General features: G+C 72.0%; 21 protein-coding genes. 10 read left to right on the top strand and 11 right to left on the bottom strand.

The genetic code is table 11. From position 1 onward, the window contains the following. Positions 1–465: 465 nt before the first annotated feature. Together ACH41F_RS26250 and ACH41F_RS26245 are read left to right on the top strand one after the other, a co-directional pair. Positions 466–1,584 carry a CorA family divalent cation transporter gene (locus tag ACH41F_RS26250; RefSeq protein ID WP_391244786.1) on the top strand — a complete coding sequence of 373 codons (1,119 nt, stop codon included), beginning with the start codon at positions 466–468 and terminating at the stop codon, positions 1,582–1,584. Between the two features lie 23 nt (positions 1,585–1,607). Then, positions 1,608–2,120, top strand: a complete 513-nt coding sequence (locus ACH41F_RS26245) for a hypothetical protein (protein ID WP_391244789.1) — start codon at positions 1,608–1,610, stop codon at positions 2,118–2,120. Here the strand turns inward: ACH41F_RS26245 and ACH41F_RS26240 are convergent, their stop codons facing one another. After that, positions 2,121–2,876, bottom strand: coding sequence for a hypothetical protein (locus ACH41F_RS26240; protein WP_391244792.1), 756 nt, complete (start codon positions 2,874–2,876; stop codon positions 2,121–2,123). A 174-nt stretch (positions 2,877–3,050) separates the two neighbouring features. Here ACH41F_RS26240 and ACH41F_RS26235 point away from each other — a divergent pair, with 174 nt between their 5' ends. Genes ACH41F_RS26235 through ACH41F_RS26225 form a run of 3 tightly spaced genes read left to right on the top strand, consistent with a single transcriptional unit; the run spans position 3,051 to position 6,187 of the window. After that, positions 3,051–4,334 carry a magnesium transporter MgtE N-terminal domain-containing protein gene (locus ACH41F_RS26235; RefSeq protein WP_391244794.1) on the top strand — a complete coding sequence of 428 codons (1,284 nt, stop codon included), beginning with the start codon at positions 3,051–3,053 and terminating at the stop codon, positions 4,332–4,334. Continuing rightward, positions 4,324–5,010, top strand: a complete 687-nt coding sequence (locus ACH41F_RS26230; RefSeq protein ID WP_391244797.1) for a DUF1003 domain-containing protein — start codon at positions 4,324–4,326, stop codon at positions 5,008–5,010. Before ACH41F_RS26235 ends, ACH41F_RS26230 begins: the two co-directional genes overlap by 11 nt. Before the next feature lie 43 nt (positions 5,011–5,053). Beyond that, a complete protein-coding gene (locus ACH41F_RS26225; RefSeq protein WP_391244800.1) occupies positions 5,054–6,187 on the top strand; it encodes a P-loop NTPase in 1,134 nt (377 codons plus the stop codon). A 64-nt stretch (positions 6,188–6,251) separates the two neighbouring features. Here the strand turns inward: ACH41F_RS26225 and ACH41F_RS26220 are convergent, their stop codons facing one another. From ACH41F_RS26220 to sigE, 5 genes are all read right to left on the bottom strand, one after another. Continuing rightward, positions 6,252–6,914 carry a hypothetical protein gene (locus tag ACH41F_RS26220; RefSeq protein WP_391244803.1) on the bottom strand — a complete coding sequence of 221 codons (663 nt, stop codon included), beginning with the start codon at positions 6,912–6,914 and terminating at the stop codon, positions 6,252–6,254. Positions 6,915–7,176: 262 nt separating this feature from the next. Further along, on the bottom strand, positions 7,177–7,608 hold the full coding sequence (locus ACH41F_RS26215) for a sec-independent translocase (protein WP_391244806.1): 432 nt from the start codon (positions 7,606–7,608) through the stop codon (positions 7,177–7,179). 171 nt (positions 7,609–7,779) lie between these two features. After that, the gene (locus ACH41F_RS26210) at positions 7,780–10,032 is read right to left on the bottom strand and encodes a trypsin-like peptidase domain-containing protein (RefSeq protein WP_398837770.1); all 2,253 of its coding nucleotides are present in this window, start codon (positions 10,030–10,032) and stop codon (positions 7,780–7,782) included. A gap of 158 nt (positions 10,033–10,190) precedes the next feature. Next, the gene (locus ACH41F_RS26205) at positions 10,191–11,123 is read right to left on the bottom strand and encodes a zf-HC2 domain-containing protein (RefSeq protein WP_391244811.1); all 933 of its coding nucleotides are present in this window, start codon (positions 11,121–11,123) and stop codon (positions 10,191–10,193) included. Further along, on the bottom strand, positions 11,120–11,815 hold the full coding sequence (gene sigE / locus ACH41F_RS26200) for an RNA polymerase sigma factor SigE (protein WP_391244814.1): 696 nt from the start codon (positions 11,813–11,815) through the stop codon (positions 11,120–11,122). The genes ACH41F_RS26205 and sigE overlap by 4 nt, the downstream gene beginning before the upstream one ends. A gap of 235 nt (positions 11,816–12,050) precedes the next feature. On the opposite strand from sigE, the gene ACH41F_RS26195 reads away from it, so the two are divergent. Further along, on the top strand, positions 12,051–12,749 hold the full coding sequence (locus ACH41F_RS26195) for a class I SAM-dependent methyltransferase (protein ID WP_391244841.1): 699 nt from the start codon (positions 12,051–12,053) through the stop codon (positions 12,747–12,749). A gap of 96 nt (positions 12,750–12,845) precedes the next feature. Here ACH41F_RS26195 and ACH41F_RS26190 read toward each other — a convergent pair whose 3' ends face one another. After that, the gene (locus tag ACH41F_RS26190; RefSeq protein ID WP_003966491.1) at positions 12,846–13,013 is read right to left on the bottom strand and encodes a DUF3117 domain-containing protein; all 168 of its coding nucleotides are present in this window, start codon (positions 13,011–13,013) and stop codon (positions 12,846–12,848) included. Positions 13,014–13,364: 351 nt separating this feature from the next. Here ACH41F_RS26190 and ACH41F_RS26185 point away from each other — a divergent pair, with 351 nt between their 5' ends. After that, positions 13,365–14,156 carry an enoyl-CoA hydratase-related protein gene (locus ACH41F_RS26185; protein WP_391244816.1) on the top strand — a complete coding sequence of 264 codons (792 nt, stop codon included), beginning with the start codon at positions 13,365–13,367 and terminating at the stop codon, positions 14,154–14,156. Positions 14,157–14,223: 67 nt separating this feature from the next. Here the strand turns inward: ACH41F_RS26185 and ACH41F_RS26180 are convergent, their stop codons facing one another. Both ACH41F_RS26180 and ACH41F_RS26175 read right to left on the bottom strand, forming a co-directional pair. Continuing rightward, entirely contained in the window at positions 14,224–14,808 is a 585-nt protein-coding gene (locus ACH41F_RS26180; RefSeq protein ID WP_398837768.1) for a DNA-3-methyladenine glycosylase I, read from the bottom strand. Next, positions 14,805–15,179: a DivIVA domain-containing protein gene (locus ACH41F_RS26175; protein ID WP_391244821.1), complete on the bottom strand. Its 375-nt coding sequence runs from the start codon at positions 15,177–15,179 to the stop codon at positions 14,805–14,807. Before ACH41F_RS26175 ends, ACH41F_RS26180 begins: the two co-directional genes overlap by 4 nt. A gap of 142 nt (positions 15,180–15,321) precedes the next feature. On the opposite strand from ACH41F_RS26175, the gene folP reads away from it, so the two are divergent. Then, complete coding sequence (gene folP, locus ACH41F_RS26170; RefSeq protein ID WP_391244824.1) at positions 15,322–16,182, top strand: dihydropteroate synthase; 861 nt, start codon at positions 15,322–15,324, stop codon at positions 16,180–16,182. An 87-nt stretch (positions 16,183–16,269) separates the two neighbouring features. Here the strand turns inward: folP and ACH41F_RS26165 are convergent, their stop codons facing one another. Continuing rightward, entirely contained in the window at positions 16,270–17,028 is a 759-nt protein-coding gene (locus tag ACH41F_RS26165; RefSeq protein WP_391244827.1) for a TIGR00730 family Rossman fold protein, read from the bottom strand. A 110-nt stretch (positions 17,029–17,138) separates the two neighbouring features. Then, the gene (dapE, locus tag ACH41F_RS26160; protein ID WP_391244830.1) at positions 17,139–18,218 is read right to left on the bottom strand and encodes a succinyl-diaminopimelate desuccinylase; all 1,080 of its coding nucleotides are present in this window, start codon (positions 18,216–18,218) and stop codon (positions 17,139–17,141) included. Positions 18,219–18,302: 84 nt separating this feature from the next. Between dapE and ACH41F_RS26155 the strand changes: the two genes are divergently transcribed. Continuing rightward, positions 18,303–19,265 (top strand): heavy metal transporter, encoded by a 963-nt coding sequence (locus ACH41F_RS26155; RefSeq protein WP_391244832.1) that lies wholly within the window; start codon positions 18,303–18,305, stop codon positions 19,263–19,265. Positions 19,266–19,575: 310 nt separating this feature from the next. Further along, positions 19,576–20,022 carry an ATP-binding protein gene (locus ACH41F_RS26150; protein ID WP_391244835.1) on the top strand — a complete coding sequence of 149 codons (447 nt, stop codon included), beginning with the start codon at positions 19,576–19,578 and terminating at the stop codon, positions 20,020–20,022. The last annotated feature ends 135 nt before the right edge of the window (positions 20,023–20,157 follow it).

The raw sequence follows: 20,157 nt of genomic DNA, 5'->3' as shown, positions 1-20,157 counted from the left end.
CACTTCAGCCGGCTGGTACTCTGGCCCGGTCGTTCGGGCAGCACGCAGAAGCGTCGCGATCGAGTCCCGACGCCAGTGAGACTCCCTTGCGGGAATGGATCGTCCCTTACGAGGGACCGGCCGGAGGAGGTGGGGCTGTCATGGATCGAAGTCACCCGTGCAGTACCACTCGCTCTTCCGCCCAGTGAAGTGAAGTAGCTGATCCAGCCCCGGCTGACCGCCGCCTCTCACCTTCGCGCCTTCGTCATCGGAAGAGCACTTCGTCTCGTCTTGCCTGATCTGTTTGATCTGTATCAGCAGCGAAACCCGCCACCGCAATGGTGCGGTGCTCCCCGCTTTGTGGACGTGCCAAACATCCTTCCCTGGTTTTCGAGGGCGGGAGTTCCTCCTCGTCAGGACGTCCCCATTCCGGGCAGTTCCACCCGTTGAAGCGGCTTTTCGTTGCCTGTCGCGAAGGAGCCCGCCATGTCGATGATCCGCGACCTGCGTGCCGTGGTCCGTCCCTCCCGTGTCTCGCTGCGCAAGAGCAGCAGCGCCGACTACGACACCACCCGCGACCCCGGCACCCCCTCGGCCGTCGTCGACTGCGCCGTCTACCGCGACGGCGCCCGCGTCCAGACCCCCACGCCGCTGGCGCCGCACGAGGCGATGCGCCAGGTCCGCCGGGACGGCGGTTTCGTGTGGATCGGGCTGCACGAGCCGACCGAGGCCGAGTTCTCCGGTATCGCAAGCGAGTTCGGGCTGCACCCGCTGGCCGTGGAGGACGCGGTCCAGGCCCACCAGCGGCCCAAGCTGGAGCGCTACGACGACTCCCTGTTCACCGTCTTCAAGACCATCCACTACGTCGAGCACGACGAACTCACCGCCAACAGCGAGATCGTCGAGACCGGCGAAGTCATGTGCTTCACCGGACGGGACTTCTTCATCACCGTCCGGCACGGCGGGCAGGGCTCGCTGCGGGCCCTGCGCCACCGGCTCCAGGACGACCCCGAGCTGCTCGCCAAGGGCCCTTCGGCGGTGCTGCACGCCATCGCCGACCACGTCGTCGACGGGTACATCGCGGTCGCCGACGCGGTGCAGGACGACATCGACGAGGTGGAGACCGAGGTGTTCTCCCCGGGCCGCAAGGGCACGCCGCGCGGTACCGACGCCGGCCGGATCTACCAACTCAAGCGTGAGGTACTGGAGTTCAAGCGGGCCGTCTCACCGTTGCTGCGTCCCATGCAGCTGCTGAGCGAGCGGCCGATGCGGCTGATCGACCCCGACATCCAGAAGTACTTCCGCGATGTCGCCGACCACCTCGCCCGGGTCCAGGAGCAGGTCATCGGCTTCGACGAGCTCCTCAACTCGATCCTCCAGGCCAACCTCGCGCAGGCGTCCGTCGCGCAGAACGAGGACATGCGGAAGATCACCTCGTGGGCGGCCATCATCGCCGTACCGACGATGGTGTGCGGGGTGTACGGCATGAACTTCGAGCACATGCCCGAGCTGCACTGGCGGTACGGCTACCCGGTGATCATGAGCGTCACGGTCTGCATCTGTCTCGGCATCCATCGCACCCTCAAGCGCAACGGCTGGCTGTGAACCCGCCTCGCTAGGCTGGGCGCATGACAAGCGAGCTGCTCGACAAGGCCCTCGTCGAGGAGGCCACCAAGAAGTCCGGCCTCATCTGGGTCCGGGGCCCCGAGGGTCCGGCCCGGGCACTGTGGCACGTGTGGCACGAGGGTGCCGCGTGTCTGGTGGGCGACGGGCCGGGCGAGCAGCCCCTGCCGGGACTAGCCGACAGCGCCGGGGCCGAGGTGACGGTCCGCAGCAAGGACAAGGGCGGCCGGCTCGTCACCTGGGCGGCGAGGGTCGTGCAGCTGTCCGCCGGTTCACAGGCCTGGGAGGCGGCGGTCGCCGAGCTGAAGGGGAAGCGGCTCAACGCGCCCGACGGCGAGGCGATGACGGAGCGCTGGGCGCGGGAGTGCCGGGTGCTGCGGCTGGAGCCGACGGGGTCGACATCACCGTTGCCCGACGGCTCGCTGGCCGAGGCTCCCCTGCCCACGGCGGCCACGACCCGGCAGCCGATCCCCGCCGGGCTTCCCCGGCTGCTGCTGAAGAAGCGCCGACGCGGATAGTCAGGACGTCGGCAGCTGCTTGCCGTAGTCGACCGTCTCGTCCTTGCCCGGCTCCTTCAGCGCGAAGGACCTGCCCCAGGCCGAGAAGGTCAGCGTGCCCGCGCCGCCCGCCCGTTCCAGGCGCAGCGGGTACGGCTTGCCCTCCAGGGAGACGTCGAGCCGGCCGCCGGCGCCGTCGCCGCCGGTGATGCGGATGGTGCGGATGCCGGACTGCTCGTGGTGGCCGTCGGTGGACAGCTCGCCGTGCAGGGTGAGCAGACCCGCCAGCAGGACGTCCTTGTCGGTGAAGCCGCTGAACTTCTTGTACGAGGGGTCCGCCTGCGGCACCTTCACGAACTTGCCGTCGAGCTTCTCCGCGGCGGCCGTGTCCGAGGTGCCGTCGTCGTCCTCGCCGTCCTCGTGGCTCCAGAACTCCGCGTCGGCCTTCAGATAGAGCTGCTCGCCGATGCGCAGGAGGCCGAAGGTGGCCCCTTCGGAGGTGACCGATCCGCTCGCGCCGTCGGACTTCAGACGCATGTCGAGTTTGTAAGTGCGCCCGCTGGTGACCACGTTCCCGGAGAGACGCACCGCGTCGGCGGAGCGGGCGGCCGCCTTGGTCCTCGTCTGGATCTGGTCGGCCGGCAGCTTGCCGACACCGTTGGTACCCGCGTCGGGGTCGTCACCGCACCCCGTCAGGCCCGTTCCCGTCACGACCAGGGCGCACATCGCGCCCACGAGTCCGATCCGGCGGTTGCGGCCCTGGGGAATCGCAGTCACAGGTGGGCTGCCTTTCTGGCGAGGGTCCATCGGCGGCGTACCGCAGAGTACCGGTGCCCCGGTGGCCGGACGGAGCCAGTCCGTCCGGACCCCCCACCAGGGCGTCCCGCATCGGGACGGGCTAGCCTGAAGCCCACCCGAGCGGGCAATTCAGCGCGAACAGGAGGCGCAGAGATGGCAGGGGGTGTCCCCAGGATCTTCGTCTCGCACCTCTCCGGTGTCGCCGTCTTCGACCCCAACGGCGACCAGGTGGGCCGGGTGCGGGACGTGGTCGTGATGCTGCGCGTGGGCCGCAGGCCGCCGCGCGTGCTCGGGCTGGTCGTCGAACTCTCCACCCGGCGCCGCATCTTCCTGCCCATGACCCGGGTGACCAGCATCGAGTCCGGCCAGGTCATCACCACCGGCGTGCTCAACGTCCGCCGCTTCGAGCAGCGGCCCACCGAGCGCCTGGTCTTCGGCGAGCTCCTGGACCGGCGGGTGACCCTCACCGAGGCCGGTGAGGAGGTGACCGTCCTGGACCTGTCCGTGCAGCAGCTGCCGGCCCGCCGGGACTGGGAGATCGACCGGGTCTTCGTCCGCAAGGGCGGCAAGGGCGGCGCGTTCCGGCGCAGGGGCGAGACGCTGACCGTGGAGTGGTCCGCGGTGACCGGCTTCTCCCTGGAGGAGCACGGACAGGGCGCCGAGAACCTCCTCGCCACCTTCGAGCAGCTGCGCCCCGCCGACCTGGCCAACGTGCTGCACCACCTCTCCCCCAAGCGGCGCGCGGAGGTGGCCGCCGCCCTCGACGACGACCGCCTCGCCGACGTGCTCGAGGAGCTTCCGGAGGACGACCAGATCGAGATCCTCGGCAAGCTCAAGGAGGAGCGGGCCGCGGACGTCCTGGAGGCCATGGACCCGGACGACGCGGCCGACCTGCTCTCCGAGCTCCCCGAGGAGGACCAGGAGCGGCTGCTGAGCCTCATGGAGCCCGCCGACGCGGCCGACATGCGGCGCCTGATGTCGTACGAGGAGCACACGGCCGGCGGTCTGATGACGACCGAGCCGATCGTGCTGCGGCCCGACGCCACCGTCGCCGACGCCCTCGCCCGGGTCCGCAACGCCGACCTCTCCCCCGCCCTCGCCGCCCAGGTCTACGTCTGCCGTCCGCCCGACGAGACGCCGACCGGCAAGTACCTCGGCACGGTCCACTTCCAGCGCCTCCTGCGCGACCCGCCGTACACCCTGGTCAGCGCGATCATCGACGACGACCTCCAGCCGCTGGACCCGGACGCCGCGCTGCCGGTCGTCGCCGGGTTCTTCGCCACGTACGACATGGTCGCGGCGCCCGTCGTGGACGACTCCGGGTCGCTGCTGGGCGCGGTGACGGTCGACGACGTGCTGGACCACATGCTCCCGGAGGACTGGCGTGAGACGGAGTTCCACCTCGACGAAGGCGAGGTGAGCCCGCATGACGCCTGAGCGGCGCACCGCGTCCGAGCGACGCGCGTCCCCCGCGCGGCGCACCCCTGCCGAACGCCGGCACGCCGCCGAGCGGCGCGCGGCCGCCGAGCGGGAGGCGGTCCGCGAACGCACCCCCGCGGGCGCCACGGCCACCACCCGCCCGCGCGCCCGCCTGGACCAGCCCCGGTCGCCCCGGCGGCGGCTGCTGCCCGAGTGGGACCCGGAGGCGTTCGGCCGGCTGTCGGAGCGCATCGCGCGGTTCCTCGGCACGGGACGGTTCATCGTCTGGATGACGGTCGTCATCATCGTCTGGGTGCTGTGGAACGTCTTCGCGCCGGGCGATCTGCGCTTCGACCACTACCCGTTCATCTTCCTGACCCTGATGCTGTCCCTCCAGGCCTCCTACGCGGCCCCGCTGATCCTGCTCGCGCAGAACCGGCAGGACGACCGGGACCGGGTCAACCTCGAACAGGACCGCAAGCAGAACGAGCGGTCGATCGCCGACACCGAGTACCTGACCCGGGAGATCGCCGCCCTGCGGATCGGACTCGGCGAGGTCGCGACCCGGGACTGGATCCGCTCCGAACTGCAGGACCTGATGAAGGAACTCGAGGAGCGACAGAACGGGCACGGGCCCGGCCACGGCGTATTCCCGGCAGAACGGTCGCCGGGACGTGACGTAGAAGACCGCTGACCGGCATCCCGGGGGTGCCTCCGGGCGCCGTACCATCGTCCTCATGGCTACGGAAGACGCGGTGCGCGAGGCACTGGCGACGGTGAACGACCCCGAGATCAACCGCCCCATCACGGAGCTCGGGATGGTCAAGTCGGTCGACATCGGCGCGGACGGGGCCGTCGCGGTCACCGTGTACCTGACGGTCTCCGGCTGTCCGATGCGCGAGACGATCACGCAGCGCGTGACCGACGCGGTCTCGGCGGTCGAGGGCGTCAGCCGCGTCGACGTCACGCTCGACGTCATGAGCGACGAGCAGCGCAAGGAGCTGGCGACGGCCCTGCGCGGCGGCCAGACAGAGCGCGAGGTCCCCTTCGCCAAGCCCGGCTCGCTCACGCGCGTGTACGCGGTCGCCTCCGGCAAGGGCGGCGTCGGCAAGTCCTCGGTGACGGTGAACCTGGCGGCGGCGCTCGCCGCGGACGGCCTGAAGGTGGGCGTCGTCGACGCCGACATCTACGGCCACTCCGTGCCGCGCATGCTGGGTGTCGACGGCCGGCCCACCCAGGTCGAGAACATGATCATGCCGCCGTCCGCGAACGGCGTGAAGGTCATCTCCATCGGCATGTTCACCCCGGGCAACGCACCCGTGGTGTGGCGCGGCCCTATGCTCCACCGCGCGCTCCAGCAGTTCCTGGCGGACGTGTACTGGGGCGACCTCGACGTGCTCCTCCTGGACCTGCCGCCGGGCACGGGCGACATCGCCATCTCCGTCGCCCAGCTGGTCCCGAACGCCGAGATCCTGGTCGTCACGACCCCGCAGCAGGCTGCCGCCGAGGTCGCCGAGCGGGCCGGCGCCATCGCCGTGCAGACCCACCAGAAGATCGTCGGCGTGGTCGAGAACATGTCGGGCCTGCCCTGCCCGCACTGCGACGAGATGGTCGACGTCTTCGGCACGGGCGGCGGCCAGACGGTCGCCGACGGGCTGACGAGGACCACCGGCGCCACCGTCCCGGTGCTCGGCTCCATCCCCATCGACGTCCGCCTGCGCGAGGGCGGCGACGACGGCAGGCCGGTCGTCCTGACCGACCCGGACTCCCCGGCGGGCGCGGCCCTGCGGGCCATCGCGGGCAAGCTCGGCGGCCGTCAGCGCGGCCTCGCGGGCCTGTCCCTGGGCATCACCCCGAGGAACAAGTTCTAGCTCCTCCTGTACGACGAGGGGGCGCCGTCCGGCTCGGACGGCGCCCCCTCGTCGTACCCGCGCGCTAGGCGTAGGCGCTGATGTCCTTGATCATGGCGAAGCCGAGCCCGTACGCGCTCATGCCTCTGCCGTACGCCCCCACGTGCACGCCCTCCGGCGTGGACCCGGCGAGGACCCACCCGAACTCCGACTCGCGATAGTGGAACGACGTCGGTACCCCGTCCACGGGGAGCGACAGGGTCGACCAGTCCGGGCCGTCGAGGTCGTCGGCGAGCGCCCACGCGGTCTCGGTCTGCTGGTCCAGCCAGTCGTCGCGCAGCGAGTGGTCCATCTGGCCGGGCCAGGTGAAGGACAGCAGCCCCACACCCGCGAGCCACGCCGCCGAGGAGACCGAGGTGGCCTCCAGCAGGCCCGTGCCGTCGGCGCTCCGCCGGGACGGGTTCGCCGCGACGGTCACCACCACCGCGAACTTCTCCTTGTCCTCCGACGCCTCGTTGCGTACGGAGGGCTCGTCGCCGTGCCCGATCGAACCGTGCTCGACGGCACCGTCGGCCGCCGTCCCGACCTGCATCAGCCAGCGCGGCCCCGTGAAGGCCTCGTCGAGGCCGTACCACGGGAAGGGCGCCCGCAGGTAGCCGTCGACCGTGCGCCGGGCGGAGGGAACCTGCTGTCCGCCCTCCGCGGCCGACGCCTGCGCCTGCGCGACCGCCTGACTCGTCGTCTCCATGTGCCCGGACGCCTCCTTGTTCCTCGTCGGTCCGGAACGGCCCGCCCCCCATTCGGGCGACTCGTCCGGTCCGCACAACAACTCGGCAGCATAGCCACCCCACCGGGACCAGCAGGGAAAGCGCCCGGCGCGCGGGGCGTCCGGGGGGTCGGGTTCAGGCCGCGCGAGGGGGGTCCGGCGTATGAGACGCGTCACGTACGACGGAGCCGCACGTCACTGACGTGCGGCTCCGGAGGGCCTGTGAGGCTGCGGGGTACGGCGCTCAGGTGGCGTCCGCGTCGAAGACCGGGCGGTCGTCCTTGCCGTCGCCGTCGGGCTTCTTGGTCATGTCGATCCGGCCGCCGGAGGACGCGGAGGACGACGAGTCCGTGTCGCGGCCGTGGACGGCGTCGGTGACCTCGGCCATCTCCTTCTTCAGGTCGAAGCCGTTGCGGATCTCCTTGAGCCCCAGCTCGTCGTTGTCCAGCTGCTTGCGGATGAACGTCTTGGGGTTCAGGTCCTCGAACTCGAAGTCCTTGAACTCGGGGCCGAGTTCCGAGCGGATGTCCTGCTTGGCGCTCTCCGAGAACTCGCGGATCTTGCGTACGGTCCGCATGACGTCCTGGATGACCTTCGGGAGCTTGTCCGGACCGAAGACGAGCACGGCGAGGACAACGAGCGTGATCAGCTCGAGCGGTCCTATGTCATTGAACACCTGAAGCTCCTTGCCATGTCCGGGCCGGGTCCACGGTACCCGGCGATCCGGTACGACCGGTACTGTCCCGGGCCCCCCGAGTGGGCGTACCTGAGTGGTTTTGAGCGTTGTTTGCCTTGTGGGACGGGGTGGGCGGGCGCGCCTGTGAGGTTCGTGTCAATCGCCGGGCTCTCAGTCGCCGCCCGAGGAGCCGAGCACCAGCGAGATCGTCAGCTCCTTGCCGCCGCGCTCCACGGTGAGCTCCAGGCGGTCGCCGGGGCGGTGGGCGCGAGTCTTGACGATCAGCTCCTCGCCGGAGTGGACGCGCTGCCCGTCGACCTCGGTGATGACGTCGCCCGCCTTGATCCCGGCCCTGTCCCCGGGGCCGTCCGTGTTGACCGCGGGGCCGCCGTCGCTGCCCTCGGTGCCGACCCGGGCGCCGTCGCCGGAGTACTCCATGTCGAGGGTGACGCCGATGACCGGGTGGGTCGCCTCACCGGTGTTGATCAGCTCCTCGGCGACACGCTTGGCCTGGTTGACGGGGATGGCGAACCCGAGCCCTATGGACCCGGCCTGACCGCCGCCCTCCTCGGAGCCGCTGTCGGCGGAGCGGATCGCGGAGTTGATGCCGATGACGCGGGCCGCGGAGTCGAGCAGCGGCCCGCCGGAGTTGCCGGGGTTGATGGGCGCGTCGGTCTGGAGGGCGTCCACGTACGACACGTCACTGCCGTCGCCGCTCTCGCCGCCGGCCGTGATGGGCCGCTCCTTGGCGCTGATGATCCCGGAGGTGACGGTGCCCTCCAGGTCGTAGGGGGCGCCGATGGCGACGACCGGGTCGCCGACCTGGACGCTGTCGGAGTTGCCGAGGGTCATGGGCTCCAGCCCGCTGACCCCGGTGACCTTCACGACGGCGAGGTCGTAGCCGCTGTCCCGGCCGACGACGGTGGCCTCGGCGGTGTCCCCGCTGTGGAAGGTGACGGATATGTCGCCGTCGGCCCCGGCGGGCTCGACGACGTGGTTGTTGGTGAGGATGTGGCCCCGGTCGTCGAGCACGAAGCCGGTGCCGGTGCCCTGCTCCTCGGCGCCGCTCACATGCAGGGTGACGACACTGGGCAGCGCCCGCGCGGCGATCCCCGCCACGCTGTCCGGTGCCCGTCCCGCGGGCTCGGCGTCGGCCTGCGGCAGCTCCACGTCCGCCATCGCGCCGTTGCGCTCCAGATACACACCCACGGCCCCGCCGACGCCCCCCGAGACCAGCGCGAGCACCACGGCCCCCACGACGAGCAGCTTCCGACCACGCTCGCGCCGCCCACCCGGGACGGGGCCACCGGTGCCGGTCTGCTGGAGGGGGACGGGGATGGGGACGGGGGCCCAGGGGTCGTAGTTCCGCCAGGGGTTGGCGGGAGGCGGAGGGTCGCCGTGCGGTGCGGGGGCTGCGCCGGCGGTGGTGTGCGCCGGGGTCGGGATCGGCGCCGTCGGCAGCGCGGCGCCGTGCGGGGGCACCGCCACGGGGCGCTGAACCGGCGGCGCCGGGGCCCAGGGACCGGGTTCACCGTACGGCGGGGTGCTGTAGGGGTCGGGGTCGTGGAGGGAGGTGGGGCGGGCGTGGGGGGTGGGGGTGGCGTTGGCGGGAGCGTTGTCGGGGACTCCGGTCGCGGTGTGGGTGCCGGGGGCGGGGGCGTCGGTCGGGACTCCGGTCGCAGCGTGGGTGCCGGTCGCGGGGGCGTCGTCCGGGACGCCGGCCGCAGTGTGGGTGCCGGTCGCGGGGGCGTCGTCCGGGACGCCGGCCGCAGTGTGGGTGCCGGTCGCGGGGGCGTCGTCCGGGACGCCAGCCGCATCAGCGTGGGCGCGGGACGGCGAGGGCTCGTCTGGGACACCGGCCGCGTGGGCGTCGGCTCGGGACGGCGAGGGTCCGTCCGGGACCCCGGCCCGGTCGGCGACGCCGGTCCCGGAAACCCCTTCCAGGGCCCCGCCCGCATCTGCGTCGGCACGGGACAGCGAAGGCCCGTCCAGGCTCGCCGCCGGGTCGGCCTCGGGCTCGGCGCGGGCCGGTGCGGGTGGGGCCGTGGGCCTGGGCAGGTCCAGCTCGAAGTCGCCGGTTCGCGTACCGGCAGCATCCTCCGGTGCCCGCAGCTCGAAGTCGCCCTCGGAACGCGTCCCGGCGGAGCGGCGCCCGACTACGGCGTCGGTACCGGCGGCGGTGTCGGTGGCGGGGGCCGTGTCGGTCACCGCTCGGGACGACGCCGAGTCGCAAGCGGCCTCGGTATCAGTACCGACGACCGCGTCAGTCACCGCCGGGACCGGAGTCCCGTCGACCCGCTCGCCGCCCACCGTCTCCTCAGGCCGCCGCAGCTCGTAGTCCCCGTCGGCGGTCACGCCCCGCGCCGGTTCCTCCGGGCGCGGTCGGCTCCACCACTTCGCCCTCGTGGGCTTCCCCTCGTTCATGCTCTCCCCACAGCCAGGGCCTGGCCGGCACGTCGGCCCCGTTCACCTGTGCCGGTCAGGCACGTCGCCACGGCCACGGCACCTGGTCTGCCGGACAGGCACGGGCACGGCTCTAACTGGATTCAACCAGGTTCGAGGAACGATGCGCAGAGACCGGCTCAGCGGGTGGTGCCGGAGGGGGAGGAGGTCGCGAGGGGGACGGGTGCGGCGAGCAGGCCCGGCGGGGCGAGACCCGGGGCGGTGGACAGGGAGGTCAGGGTGACCGGCGGGGTCGCGCTGAGCGGACGTATCAAGGGGGACATGGCGGCCGCGCCGGCCACCACCGGGGTGGTCACCGCGGCCTCGTGCGCCCGCGTGCCCGGCACCAGCGGCGCGGACATCTCGGTCGAGGCGACCGGGGCGTCGAACCGGGACTGGTCCTGGGCGAACAGGGGGCCCAGCGCACGGCGCCGCTGGGTGTCGGGCGTCGCCGCACCGGTGCCGCCCTGGGTGCGCGCCGGGGTCACATTGCTGCCGCCCGGCCCTCGGGCGTCGGCATCGGTGGGCGTTCCGGTGGTGACGCCGCCCAGCGCGATCGCGGCCAGCGACACGGCACCGCCGACGACGAACGCGAACCGCATGCCGCGTGAGGCCGAGCGGTCGGCCTCGTGCCGGCCGACGTCGTGGAGGGGGAAGGCGTCGCGAGACGAGGAGCCGAGGGCGGGGGTGTGCGCCGCCGGGACGTAGTCGAACGCGAAACGCTCGGGGCGCTTCACACCGAAGACCCCGCTGGTGCCGGGCCGTCCGGAGAAGCCGTCGCGGAATCCGCCCCCGAACGGCGAGCCGCCGTCCGTGTCACCGCCCCCGGGCAGCCCTTGGAGGCGGGCCAGGAAGCTCTCGGAGGGAGGCGGGGGTGCGGCCTCCGCGAAGACGTTCTTCAGTCGGCGCTGGGCGTCGGCCTCGGCCTTGCACTTGGCGCAGGTGGCCAGGTGGGCGAGGACCCGCTCGCGCGTCTCATGACCGAGCTCGCCGTCGACCAGCGCGGCAAGTCGGTCTCCCAGGTGCTGTTCCGCAAATCGCCCTTCGGCGGGATTGGGCCGTGATCCACTCACGCGGTCGCGCCCCCTCCCCCCAGTGCGGGAACGCGCGGCACGAAGGAGCGGCGCTCCTTGCGGGCCTCGGGCGAACGGTGGGCGAGGGCCTTGCGCAGCTGGGAACGGCCGCGGTGGATCCGGGACCGGACCGTGCCGAGCTTGACGCCCAGGGTCGCGGCGATCTCCTCGTACGACAGCCCTTCGATGTCGCACAGGACGACCGCGGCGCGGAACTCGGGTGCGAGGGTGTCGAGAGCCTGCTGGACGTCGGCGTCGAAGTGCGCGTCGTTGAAGACCTGCTGCGGGGAGGGCTCACGGCTGGGCAGGCGCTCGGCCGCGTCCTCGCCGAGGGCGTCGAAGCGGATGCGCTGCTTTCGCCGGACCATGTCCAGGAACAGGTTGGTCGTGATGCGGTGCAGCCAGCCCTCGAAGGTGCCGGGCGTGTAGGTCGACAAGGAGCGGAAGACGCGGACGAAGACCTCCTGGGTGAGGTCCTCGGCGTCGTGCTGGTTGCCCGTCAAGCGGTAGGCGAGCCGGTAGACACGGCCGCTGTGCGTGCTGACGATCTCCTCCCACGTCGGGGGAGTCCACGCCTGCCCGTCCGCGTCGGTGGTGAAGGTCGCGGTGGCGTAGTCGTCGTGGCTGTGGTCAGCAGCGGTGTTGTTCACAGATGTCGGCCTGCCCGCCGATCCGAGGAAGCGCCGCAACACTCCGCCCCGATCCCCAGGCGCAGCCGCACCTCCCCTATCGGCTCTGGTGGTGTCCAGTGGAGCCCCTACCATAGCCACCTCGCCCGTTAGCTCCGGATAAGCGGTTTTACGCGAATTTGATCTGGGCTGACACGGCTCATACGGCTGCGTCACCGCCTGCTCGAGCCCCTGCCCGTCATCGTGATCCAACTGTGTCCCCCCGGGTGCGTCTCCACCCCTCTAAACGTCCGGTCCCATCTGCGGGTTCCCGGGCCCAACGGATACAGTCACGCCCAGGCAACCACGGGGACAGGAGAGGGTCATTACCGCCAACCGGCAGACGAGCTGGGCGTTCGCCGACGCCTATGTCGCCGAGGACGAAGCGCTGCGCTGGGCCCGTGACCGGGCCCGCGAGGCAGGGCTGCGCTCGGTGTCGCCCGGCGCGGGTGCGGCACTGCGGTTGCTGGCGGCCTCCGTCGACGCGAAGGCGGTCGCCGAGATCGGCACCGGCACCGGCGTCTCCGGCATCCATCTGCTGCACGGCATGCGCCCGGACGGCGTGCTGACCACGGTCGACCCCGAGCCGGAGCACCAGCAGTTCGCCCGGCAGGCCTTCCGCGCCTCGGGCTTCGCCAGCAACCGGGCCCGCTTCATCCCCGGGCGCGCCCTCGACGTGCTGCCGCGTCTCGCGGACGCCGGCTACGACCTCGTCTTCTGCGACGGCGACCGGCAGGAGGTCATGGACTACCTCGCTGAATCGTTGCGCCTGCTGCGCCCGGGGGGCCTGGTGGTCTTCGAGGGCGTCTTCGCGCATGGCCGTACGGTCGACTCCGGTCCGCAGCCGACCGAGGTGCTGCGGCTGCGTGAGCTGCTGCGGTCGGTGCGCGAGAGCCAGGAGATGGTGCCGTCGCTGCTGCCGGTGGGCGACGGCCTGCTGTGCGCGGTCAAGCGCTGACCTCAGGTCGGCGGGCCCGCTCCCACCTGGGCAGACAACTGCCCCGGCACCGATGACGATGCCGGGGCAGCTGAAAGGGGTATGGTCGCTTCCGCGTCAGCCGACGACCTTCTTGAGGGCGTCACCGAGCGCGTCGGCCTCGTCCGGGGTCAGCTCGACGACGAGCCGACCGCCGCCTTCGAGCGGAACGCGCATGACAATGCCCCGCCCCTCCTTGGTCACCTCGAGCGGGCCATCGCCCGTCCGCGGCTTCATGGCCGCCATGCTCGTTCCCCTTCCTGAAACCAGCTCATCGTCAAAGCCGACGGCCCTGGGAGGGCACGCGTGTCGTGCGTGAAGCACGCGACACCGGCATCGAACACATTGCTTCCAAGCCATTATCCCGCATCTCAGGACCCGATGACCAACATCAGTCGGCATCGCTTGGGCAACGCGCGCGAGCAAAACCACTCATTTCGGCGATGTGACTGCGATACTGCGCGCCCGCACACGTTTCCGCCGACCGATCTAGGCCGCGCATTCTTTGACGCAGGTCACACGTCCGTTCCGGTCCATGGCCGGTGATCTCCGCCATGCTGTCCTTCGGACCGGCGAAGACGCAGGAGGGGATGGACCATGGCAGACACCGTGCTCTACGAGGTGAGCGACGGGCTCGCGACGATCACGCTCAACCGCCCCGAGGCGATGAACGCGCTGAACATCGCGACGAAGGTCGCCCTGCGGGAGGCGGTGGAATCCGCGGCGTCCGACACGGCCGTACGGGCGGTGCTGCTGACGGCCGCCGGGGACCGGGCCTTCTGTGTGGGCCAGGACCTCAAGGAGCACATCGGTCTGCTGGCCGAGGGCTCCACGAAGGTCATGAGCACGGTCGCGGAGCACTACAACCCGATCCTGCGGGCGCTGACGCAGATGCCGAAGCCGGTCGTGGCCGGGGTGAACGGGGTCGCGGCCGGCGCCGGGTTCGGCCTGGCGCTGGCCGCGGACTACCGGGTGGTGGCGGACACGGCGGGGTTCAACACCTCGTTCGCGGGGGTCGCGCTGACCGCCGACTCCGGGGTCTCGTGGACCCTGCCGCGCGTGGTGGGTCCAGGACGCGCCGCCGACCTGCTGCTCTTCCCGCGGACGGTCAAGGCGCAGGAGGCGTACGAGCTGGGGATCGTGAACCGTCTCGTCGCCTCCGCCGAGCTGGCGGGCGAGGCCGAGAAGGTCGCCCGGGCGCTGGCCGAGGGCCCGACGGTGGCGTACGCGGCGATCAAGGAGGCCCTGGCGTACGGGTCCTCCCACTCGCTGGCGGAGACCCTGGAGAAGGAGGACGAGCTGCAGACACGGGCGGGCTCGTCCGAGGACCACGCGATCGCGGTGCGGGCCTTCGTGAACAAGGAAGCGCCCACGTACCTGGGGCGCTGAGTCGTCGGCGAGCGCGGGTGCGTGGGGGCCGGCCGCGTGAGGTCCCCGCGCCCCGGGCCGGCAGGGCCTAAGGGGCGCTCCGGGCGACGCATGTCTCCAGGTGGTCGTTCACCAGGCCGCACGCCTGCATCAGTGCGTACGCCGTGGTCGGGCCGACAAAACGCAGGCCGCGCTTCTTCAGCGCCTTCGACAGGGCCGTCGACTCCGGGGTGATCGCCGGAACGTCCCCCAGGGCCTTCGGGGCCGGGCCCGGTGTCCTCGGGGCATGGGACCAGATCAGCTCGTCCAGCTCACCCGGCGCCCAGTCGGCCAGGACGCGCGCGTTGGCGAGCGTCGCGTCGATCTTGGCGCGGTTGCGGATGATGCCCTCGTCCAGCAGCAGGCGCTCCCGGTCGGCGTCCGTGAACAGGGCCACCTTGGCGATCTCGAAGCCGGCGAACGCGGCCCGGAAGCCCTCGCGGCGGCGCAGGATCGTGATCCAGGAGAGCCCGGACTGGAAGGCCTCCAGGCTCAGGCGCTCGTACAGGGCGTCGTCGCCGTGGACCGGGCGGCCCCACTCCTGGTCGTGGTACGCGACGTAGTCCTCGGTGGACAGGGCCCAGGGGCAGCGCGGCGCGCCGTCCGGACCCGCGAGGGCGGTCCCGTCGCTCACTGCTGTTCCCCCGCGCCCTGCTCGGGCTTCTCCATGGACACGTGCGAGCCGTGGGGGACGGTCGCGGCGGCCTGGGCGCCGGCCAGCGCGGACTCCAGGTCGGCGATCCGGGCGTCCCGCTCGGCGAGTTCGGCGCCGAGGCGGCTGAGGGCGTCGTCCACGTCGGCCATGCGGTAGCCGCGGGCGGCGAGCGGGAAGCGCAGAGCCTCGACGTCGGCGCGGTTGACCGGACGCTCCAGGGGCAGGGGGTCCTGGAGCCGCTCGGGGGCGACGTCGGGCAGCGGGCCCGTCTCGCCGCCGCCCACCACGGCGAGCGTCACCGCGGCGACCACGACGGCCAGCGCGACGACCAGGAACAAGAACATAACCATCGCTGAGGGCCCCCACGCTCGGTGAATGTGTCCGGAGTCGAATGTGTCAGAGTCCGATCGTGCCATGCGAGTCTGACAGTTAGGGTCGCAGGCGGCCGAGGAAGCGGCCGCTCCCAGGTCGTACTACGAGAGGTCACAGCGGATGCTCAGGCTGGGCAGTCGGGAATTCGGGCCGCACGAGCCGGTGATCATGGCGATCGTGAACCGGACCCCGGACTCCTTCTACGACCAGGGGGCGACGTTCCGTGACGAGCCGGCCCTCGCGCGCGTGGAGCAGGCGGTGGCCGAGGGCGCGGCGATCATCGACATCGGCGGGGTCAAGGCCGGCCCGGGCGAGGAGGTCTCCGCCGAGGAGGAGGCGCGGCGGACCGTCGGGTTCGTGGCGGAGGTGCGGCGGCGGTTCCCGGACGTGGTCATCAGCGTCGACACCTGGCGCGCGTCGGTCGGTGCGGCGGTGTGCGAGGCGGGCGCGGATCTGCTCAACGACGCGTGGGGCGGGGTCGATCCCGGGCTCGCGGAGGTCGCCGCGCGGTACGGGGTGGGGCTGGTGTGCACGCACGCGGGGGGCGCGGAGCCTCGTACGCGACCGCATCGGGTGTCCTACGACGACGTCATGGCCGACATCCTGCGGGTGACCGTGGGGCTGGCCGAGCGGGCGGTCGCGCTGGGGGTGCCTCGGGAGTCGGTGCTGATCGACCCGGGGCACGACTTCGGGAAGAACACGCGGCACAGCCTGGAGGCGACGCGCCGGCTGGGCGAGATGGTCGGGACCGGGTGGCCGGTGCTGGTGTCGCTGTCCAACAAGGACTTCGTCGGGGAGACGCTGGACAAGCCGGTGAAGGAGCGGGTGGTGGGGACGCTGGCGACGACGGCGGTGTCGGCGTGGCTGGGGGCCCAGGTGTACCGGGTGCACGAGGTCGCGGAGACGCGGCAGGTGCTGGACATGGTGGCGTCGATCGCGGGCCACCGACCGCCGGCTGTCGCCCGGCGGGGGCTGGCGTAGGGCCTTCCTCGCCCCCGCCGCCCCTCCTGCCGTGCCGGTCCGGGGCTGCCGCCCGGACCCCCGCCTCGGCCCTGGACGGGCCTCGGTCTACCGGCCCGCCTCCTTCGACACCAGGGCCACGGCCTCGTCCACGTCGTCCGTCACGTGGAACAGCAGCAGGTCCTTCTCCGACGCCTTGCCCTGGGCCACCAGGGTGTTGGTGAGCCAGTCGACGAGGCCGCCCCAGTACTCGGTGCCGAAGAGGACGATGGGGAAGCTCGTGACCTTCTGGGTCTGGACCAGGGTCAGGGCCTCGAACAGCTCGTCCAGGGTGCCGAGGCCGCCGGGCAGGACCACGAAGCCCTGCGCGTACTTCACGAACATCATCTTGCGGACGAAGAAGTACCGGAAGTTGAGGCCGATGTCGACGTAGGGGTTGAGGCCCTGCTCGAAGGGGAGCTCGATGCCGAGCCCGACGGACGTGCCCTGCGCCTCGCACGCGCCCTTGTTCGCCGCTTCCATGGCGCCCGGGCCGCCGCCGGTGATGACCGCGAAGCCGGCCTCCACCAGACCCCGGCCCAGCCGGACCCCCGCCTCGTACTCCGGGGAGTCCGCCGGCGTCCGGGCCGAGCCGAACACGCTGATGGCGGGCGGGAGTTCGGCGAGCGTGCCGAAGCCCTCGATGAACTCCGACTGGATGCGCAGGACCCGCCAGGGGTCGGTGTGGACCCAGTCCGACGGGCCGCCCGCGTCCAGGAGGCGCTGGTCCGTGGTGCTCGCCGTGACCTGGTCCCGCCTTCGGAGGACCGGTCCCAGGCGCTGCTCCGACGGTGGCTGCTTCTTACCCTCGGGGTTGCCGGTAGCCATGTGCGCTCCCTCCACTTGCGGGTGTTTCCACCTCAGGGTAGATCTACGCGGGTTACGGAGGGGGGACATGCGCATGTCCGACGTGCGGTGCCCCCGAGCGGGCCGTCGGATCAGGCCGTCAGCCAGGCGCGCAGGCGTTCCTCGGCCTCGGGGATCAGCGACACCTGCACCCGCTCGTCCACCTTGTGCGCCAAGAGCGGGTTGCCGGGGCTGTAGTTCACCGCGGGCACGCCGAGCGCGCTGAAGCGGGCCACGTCGGTCCAGCCGAACTTGGGGAACACCTCGCCGCCGACGGCCTCCACGAAGGCCGCCGCGGACGGGTGGTTCAGGCCGGGCCGCGCACCGCCTGTGTGGTCGTCCACGACGAACTCGTCGACGCCGCAGTCGGCGAAGTACTCGCGGACGAAGGCCTCCGCCTCCTCCTCGCTGCGGTCGGGCGCGTAGCGGAAGTTGACCGTCACCGTGCAGGCGTCGGGGATGACGTTGGTGGCGACCCCGCCCTCGATCCGGACCGCGTTCAAGCCCTCGTGGTACTCCAGGCCGTCCACCACCGGCTTGCGCGGCTCGTACGCGGCGAGCTTCGCCAGCGCGGGCGCGGCGGCGTGGATCGCGTTGGAGCCCATCCACGCGCGCGCGGAGTGCGCCCGCTCCCCCGTGAACTTCAGCAGCATCCGCAGCGTGCCCTGGCAGCCGCCCTCCACCTGGCCGTTCGTCGGCTCCAGGAGGACCGCGAAGTCGCCCGCGAGCCAGTCCGGGTGGGCCTCGGCGACATGGCCGAGCCCGTTGAACTCGGCGGCGATCTCCTCGTTGTCGTAGAAGACGAAGGTGAGGTCGTGCTTGGGGGACGGGACCGTCGCCGCGATGCGGAGCTGGACCGCGACCCCGGACTTCATGTCGCAGGTGCCGCAGCCCCAGAGGTAGCCGTCCTCGTCCAGGCGCGAGGGGACGTTGTCGGCGATCGGGACCGTGTCGATGTGCCCGGCGAGGATCACCCGCTCCGCGCGGCCGAGGTCGGTGCGGGCCACCACGTTGTTGCCGTACCGGTCGACCCTCAGGTGCGGGAGCGCGCGCAGCGCGGTCTCGATGGCGTCCGCGAGCGGCTTCTCGGTGCCGCTGACGGAGGGGAAGTCGACGAGCCGCGCGGTGAGCTGTGCGGCGTCCAGCGTGAGGTCAAGCGGGGTATCGGCCATGGCGCCGACCCTAACGCGCCGGTCCCCCACCGCTCTGTCCACACCCGGCTCGGAGGCCACAGGTGCCTCCGCTACCTTGGACGGATGCCAGAGCCGTCCCGCCCTCAACAACGTCGTCGAGGCCGTTTCGTCCGTGGTCTCGCGGCCTTCGTGGTCCTGTGTGCCGTCGCCGGTTACCTGGTGGTGCAGTACATCACCGCAGGCACCGGGGAACCGGGCTGCGAGGTCGTCTCGGGCAAGGACGACGGGGTGGCGTACGAGTTCACGCCGGAGCAGGCGGTCAACGCGGCGACGATCACGGCCGTCGGCACCGGACGCGGGCTGCCCGAGCGGGCGGTGGCCATCGCGCTGGCGACCGCGCTCCAGGAGTCGGGCCTGCGCAACATCGCCCACGGCGACCGGGACTCGCTCGGCCTCTTCCAGCAGCGGCCCTCGCAGGGCTGGGGCACCGAGAAGCAGGTCATGGACCCGACGTACGCGGCGGGCGAGTTCTACGAGCACCTGGTCAAGGTCTCCGACTACACCGAGCTGCCGCTGACCGTGGCGGCGCAGCGGGTGCAGCGCAGCGGCTATCCGGAGGCGTACGCCAAGCACGAGCCGGACGCCACCGTGCTGGCCGCCGCGCTCACCGGCTCCTCCGCGGCCACGCTGACCTGCGAGGGCCGCCCGGAGGCGAACCTCGCGGCAGGTCCGCAGGGGGTGCGTGAGGCGCTCGTGCGGGACTTCGGCGGGGACGCGCTCGACACCACCGCCGACGAGGTGCGGGGTGCCGGGGCGAGCCCCGCGCCCGAGCCCACGGTGTCCGGGCGGACCGTGACGGTGCCGGTGCGGGGCGCGGTCAAGGGGCGCAGTGTCCGGGAGCGCGGCTGGCAGCTGGCGCACTGGGCGGTGGCCAACGCTTCGGCGCTGCACATCCAGCGGGTGACGTACGCGGGGCGGGAGTGGACCGCCGGGAACACCCAGAGCGAGTGGCGGGAGACGTCCTCCGAGGGGACGGGCGGGGCGGAACGCGGCACGGGATCGGTGCGGATCCTGACTGCGCAGTAGTGCGAACGATCACCCGCAGGGGTTACGCACGACCGCCGCGTCCCCTGGGGTGCGCAGGTTTTCGCGCGTTCCTCCCCGCATTCGCGAAATCCCTTGAGAACAAAGGGCTGCAAGGATTCGACACACTTTCCGACCAGGCACCCTTTGCCCGTTTTTATCCGCAGCCGATAATGCGACGCATTGCCAACTCTTTACGTTGGCCCGCCGCAACCTTCGCGGGGTTCGAGCGGTAGTCACTGCGTCCGAGCCCGGTGATCAACTGCCGGGCACGGACGGCAACTTCCTTGTTCTCTCCCGTCAAAGGAGCATCATGTCCCTCCCCCTGACCCGCAGGATCGCCCGTGCCGCGCTGCTCGTCGCTGCGGGAGCGGCAGCCGGGGTCGGTGCGGCCGGCTCCGCCAGTGCGGCCCCCGCCGAGCTGCCCACCTCGAACCTCAGCGGGCTGACCGCGCTGGACGGGGCGAGCGTCGGCAACACCGTCGACGGTGCCGCGCAGAAGGCCACGGGCATCGCGGGCAACACCGGCGGCAACGCGGTGAAGAAGGCGGTCCCGACGGCGGGCAAGACCAGCGGCAAGGTCGCGAAGAAGGCGGCCCCGGCCGCGCAGCAGACCGCGGGTGACGCGGCGGGTTCCGCCGGGGACATCCTGGGCGACACCGCGTCCACCGCGACGAAGGGCGGGCTGCCGACGGAGTCCCTCACCAAGGGCGGGCTGCCCACGGAGTCCCTTCCGATGAAGAGCCTCCCGCTCGGCTGAGATCCGGCCGTCACGACGACGGGGCCCCGGGGGGGGGCCCCCCCCCCCCCCCCCCCCCGGGCCCCCGCGCCCCCCCCCCCCCCCCCCCCCCCCCCCCCAAAAGGGCCCCGGCCCCCCCCGCCCCCCCACCCCCCC

The organism is Streptomyces sp. NPDC020489 (assembly GCF_044386545.1).
Taxonomy (GTDB): domain Bacteria; phylum Actinomycetota; class Actinomycetes; order Streptomycetales; family Streptomycetaceae; genus Streptomyces.
The sequence above is the reverse complement of the archived record's forward strand: the minus strand, read 5'-3'. Positions and strand labels throughout refer to the sequence as shown.

What these genes read in the sequence shown, in the direction of transcription:
- ACH41F_RS26155 (WP_391244832.1), top strand. Translation starts at nt 18,303, where the DNA reads ATGCCAGAGCCGTCCCGCCCTCAACAACGTCGTCGAGGCCGTTTCGTC.
- ACH41F_RS26190 (WP_003966491.1), bottom strand. Translation starts at nt 13,013, where the DNA reads ATGGCGGCCATGAAGCCGCGGACGGGCGATGGCCCGCTCGAGGTGACC.
- ACH41F_RS26250 (WP_391244786.1), top strand. Translation starts at nt 466, where the DNA reads ATGTCGATGATCCGCGACCTGCGTGCCGTGGTCCGTCCCTCCCGTGTC.
- ACH41F_RS26235 (WP_391244794.1), top strand. Translation starts at nt 3,051, where the DNA reads ATGGCAGGGGGTGTCCCCAGGATCTTCGTCTCGCACCTCTCCGGTGTC.
- ACH41F_RS26185 (WP_391244816.1), top strand. Translation starts at nt 13,365, where the DNA reads ATGGCAGACACCGTGCTCTACGAGGTGAGCGACGGGCTCGCGACGATC.
- ACH41F_RS26245 (WP_391244789.1), top strand. Translation starts at nt 1,608, where the DNA reads ATGACAAGCGAGCTGCTCGACAAGGCCCTCGTCGAGGAGGCCACCAAG.
- folP (WP_391244824.1), top strand. Translation starts at nt 15,322, where the DNA reads ATGCTCAGGCTGGGCAGTCGGGAATTCGGGCCGCACGAGCCGGTGATC.
- ACH41F_RS26150 (WP_391244835.1), top strand. Translation starts at nt 19,576, where the DNA reads ATGTCCCTCCCCCTGACCCGCAGGATCGCCCGTGCCGCGCTGCTCGTC.
- ACH41F_RS26225 (WP_391244800.1), top strand. Translation starts at nt 5,054, where the DNA reads ATGGCTACGGAAGACGCGGTGCGCGAGGCACTGGCGACGGTGAACGAC.
- ACH41F_RS26220 (WP_391244803.1), bottom strand. Translation starts at nt 6,914, where the DNA reads ATGGAGACGACGAGTCAGGCGGTCGCGCAGGCGCAGGCGTCGGCCGCG.
- ACH41F_RS26165 (WP_391244827.1), bottom strand. Translation starts at nt 17,028, where the DNA reads ATGGCTACCGGCAACCCCGAGGGTAAGAAGCAGCCACCGTCGGAGCAG.
- ACH41F_RS26210 (WP_398837770.1), bottom strand. Translation starts at nt 10,032, where the DNA reads ATGAACGAGGGGAAGCCCACGAGGGCGAAGTGGTGGAGCCGACCGCGC.
- dapE (WP_391244830.1), bottom strand. Translation starts at nt 18,218, where the DNA reads ATGGCCGATACCCCGCTTGACCTCACGCTGGACGCCGCACAGCTCACC.
- ACH41F_RS26230 (WP_391244797.1), top strand. Translation starts at nt 4,324, where the DNA reads ATGACGCCTGAGCGGCGCACCGCGTCCGAGCGACGCGCGTCCCCCGCG.
- ACH41F_RS26175 (WP_391244821.1), bottom strand. Translation starts at nt 15,179, where the DNA reads ATGGTTATGTTCTTGTTCCTGGTCGTCGCGCTGGCCGTCGTGGTCGCC.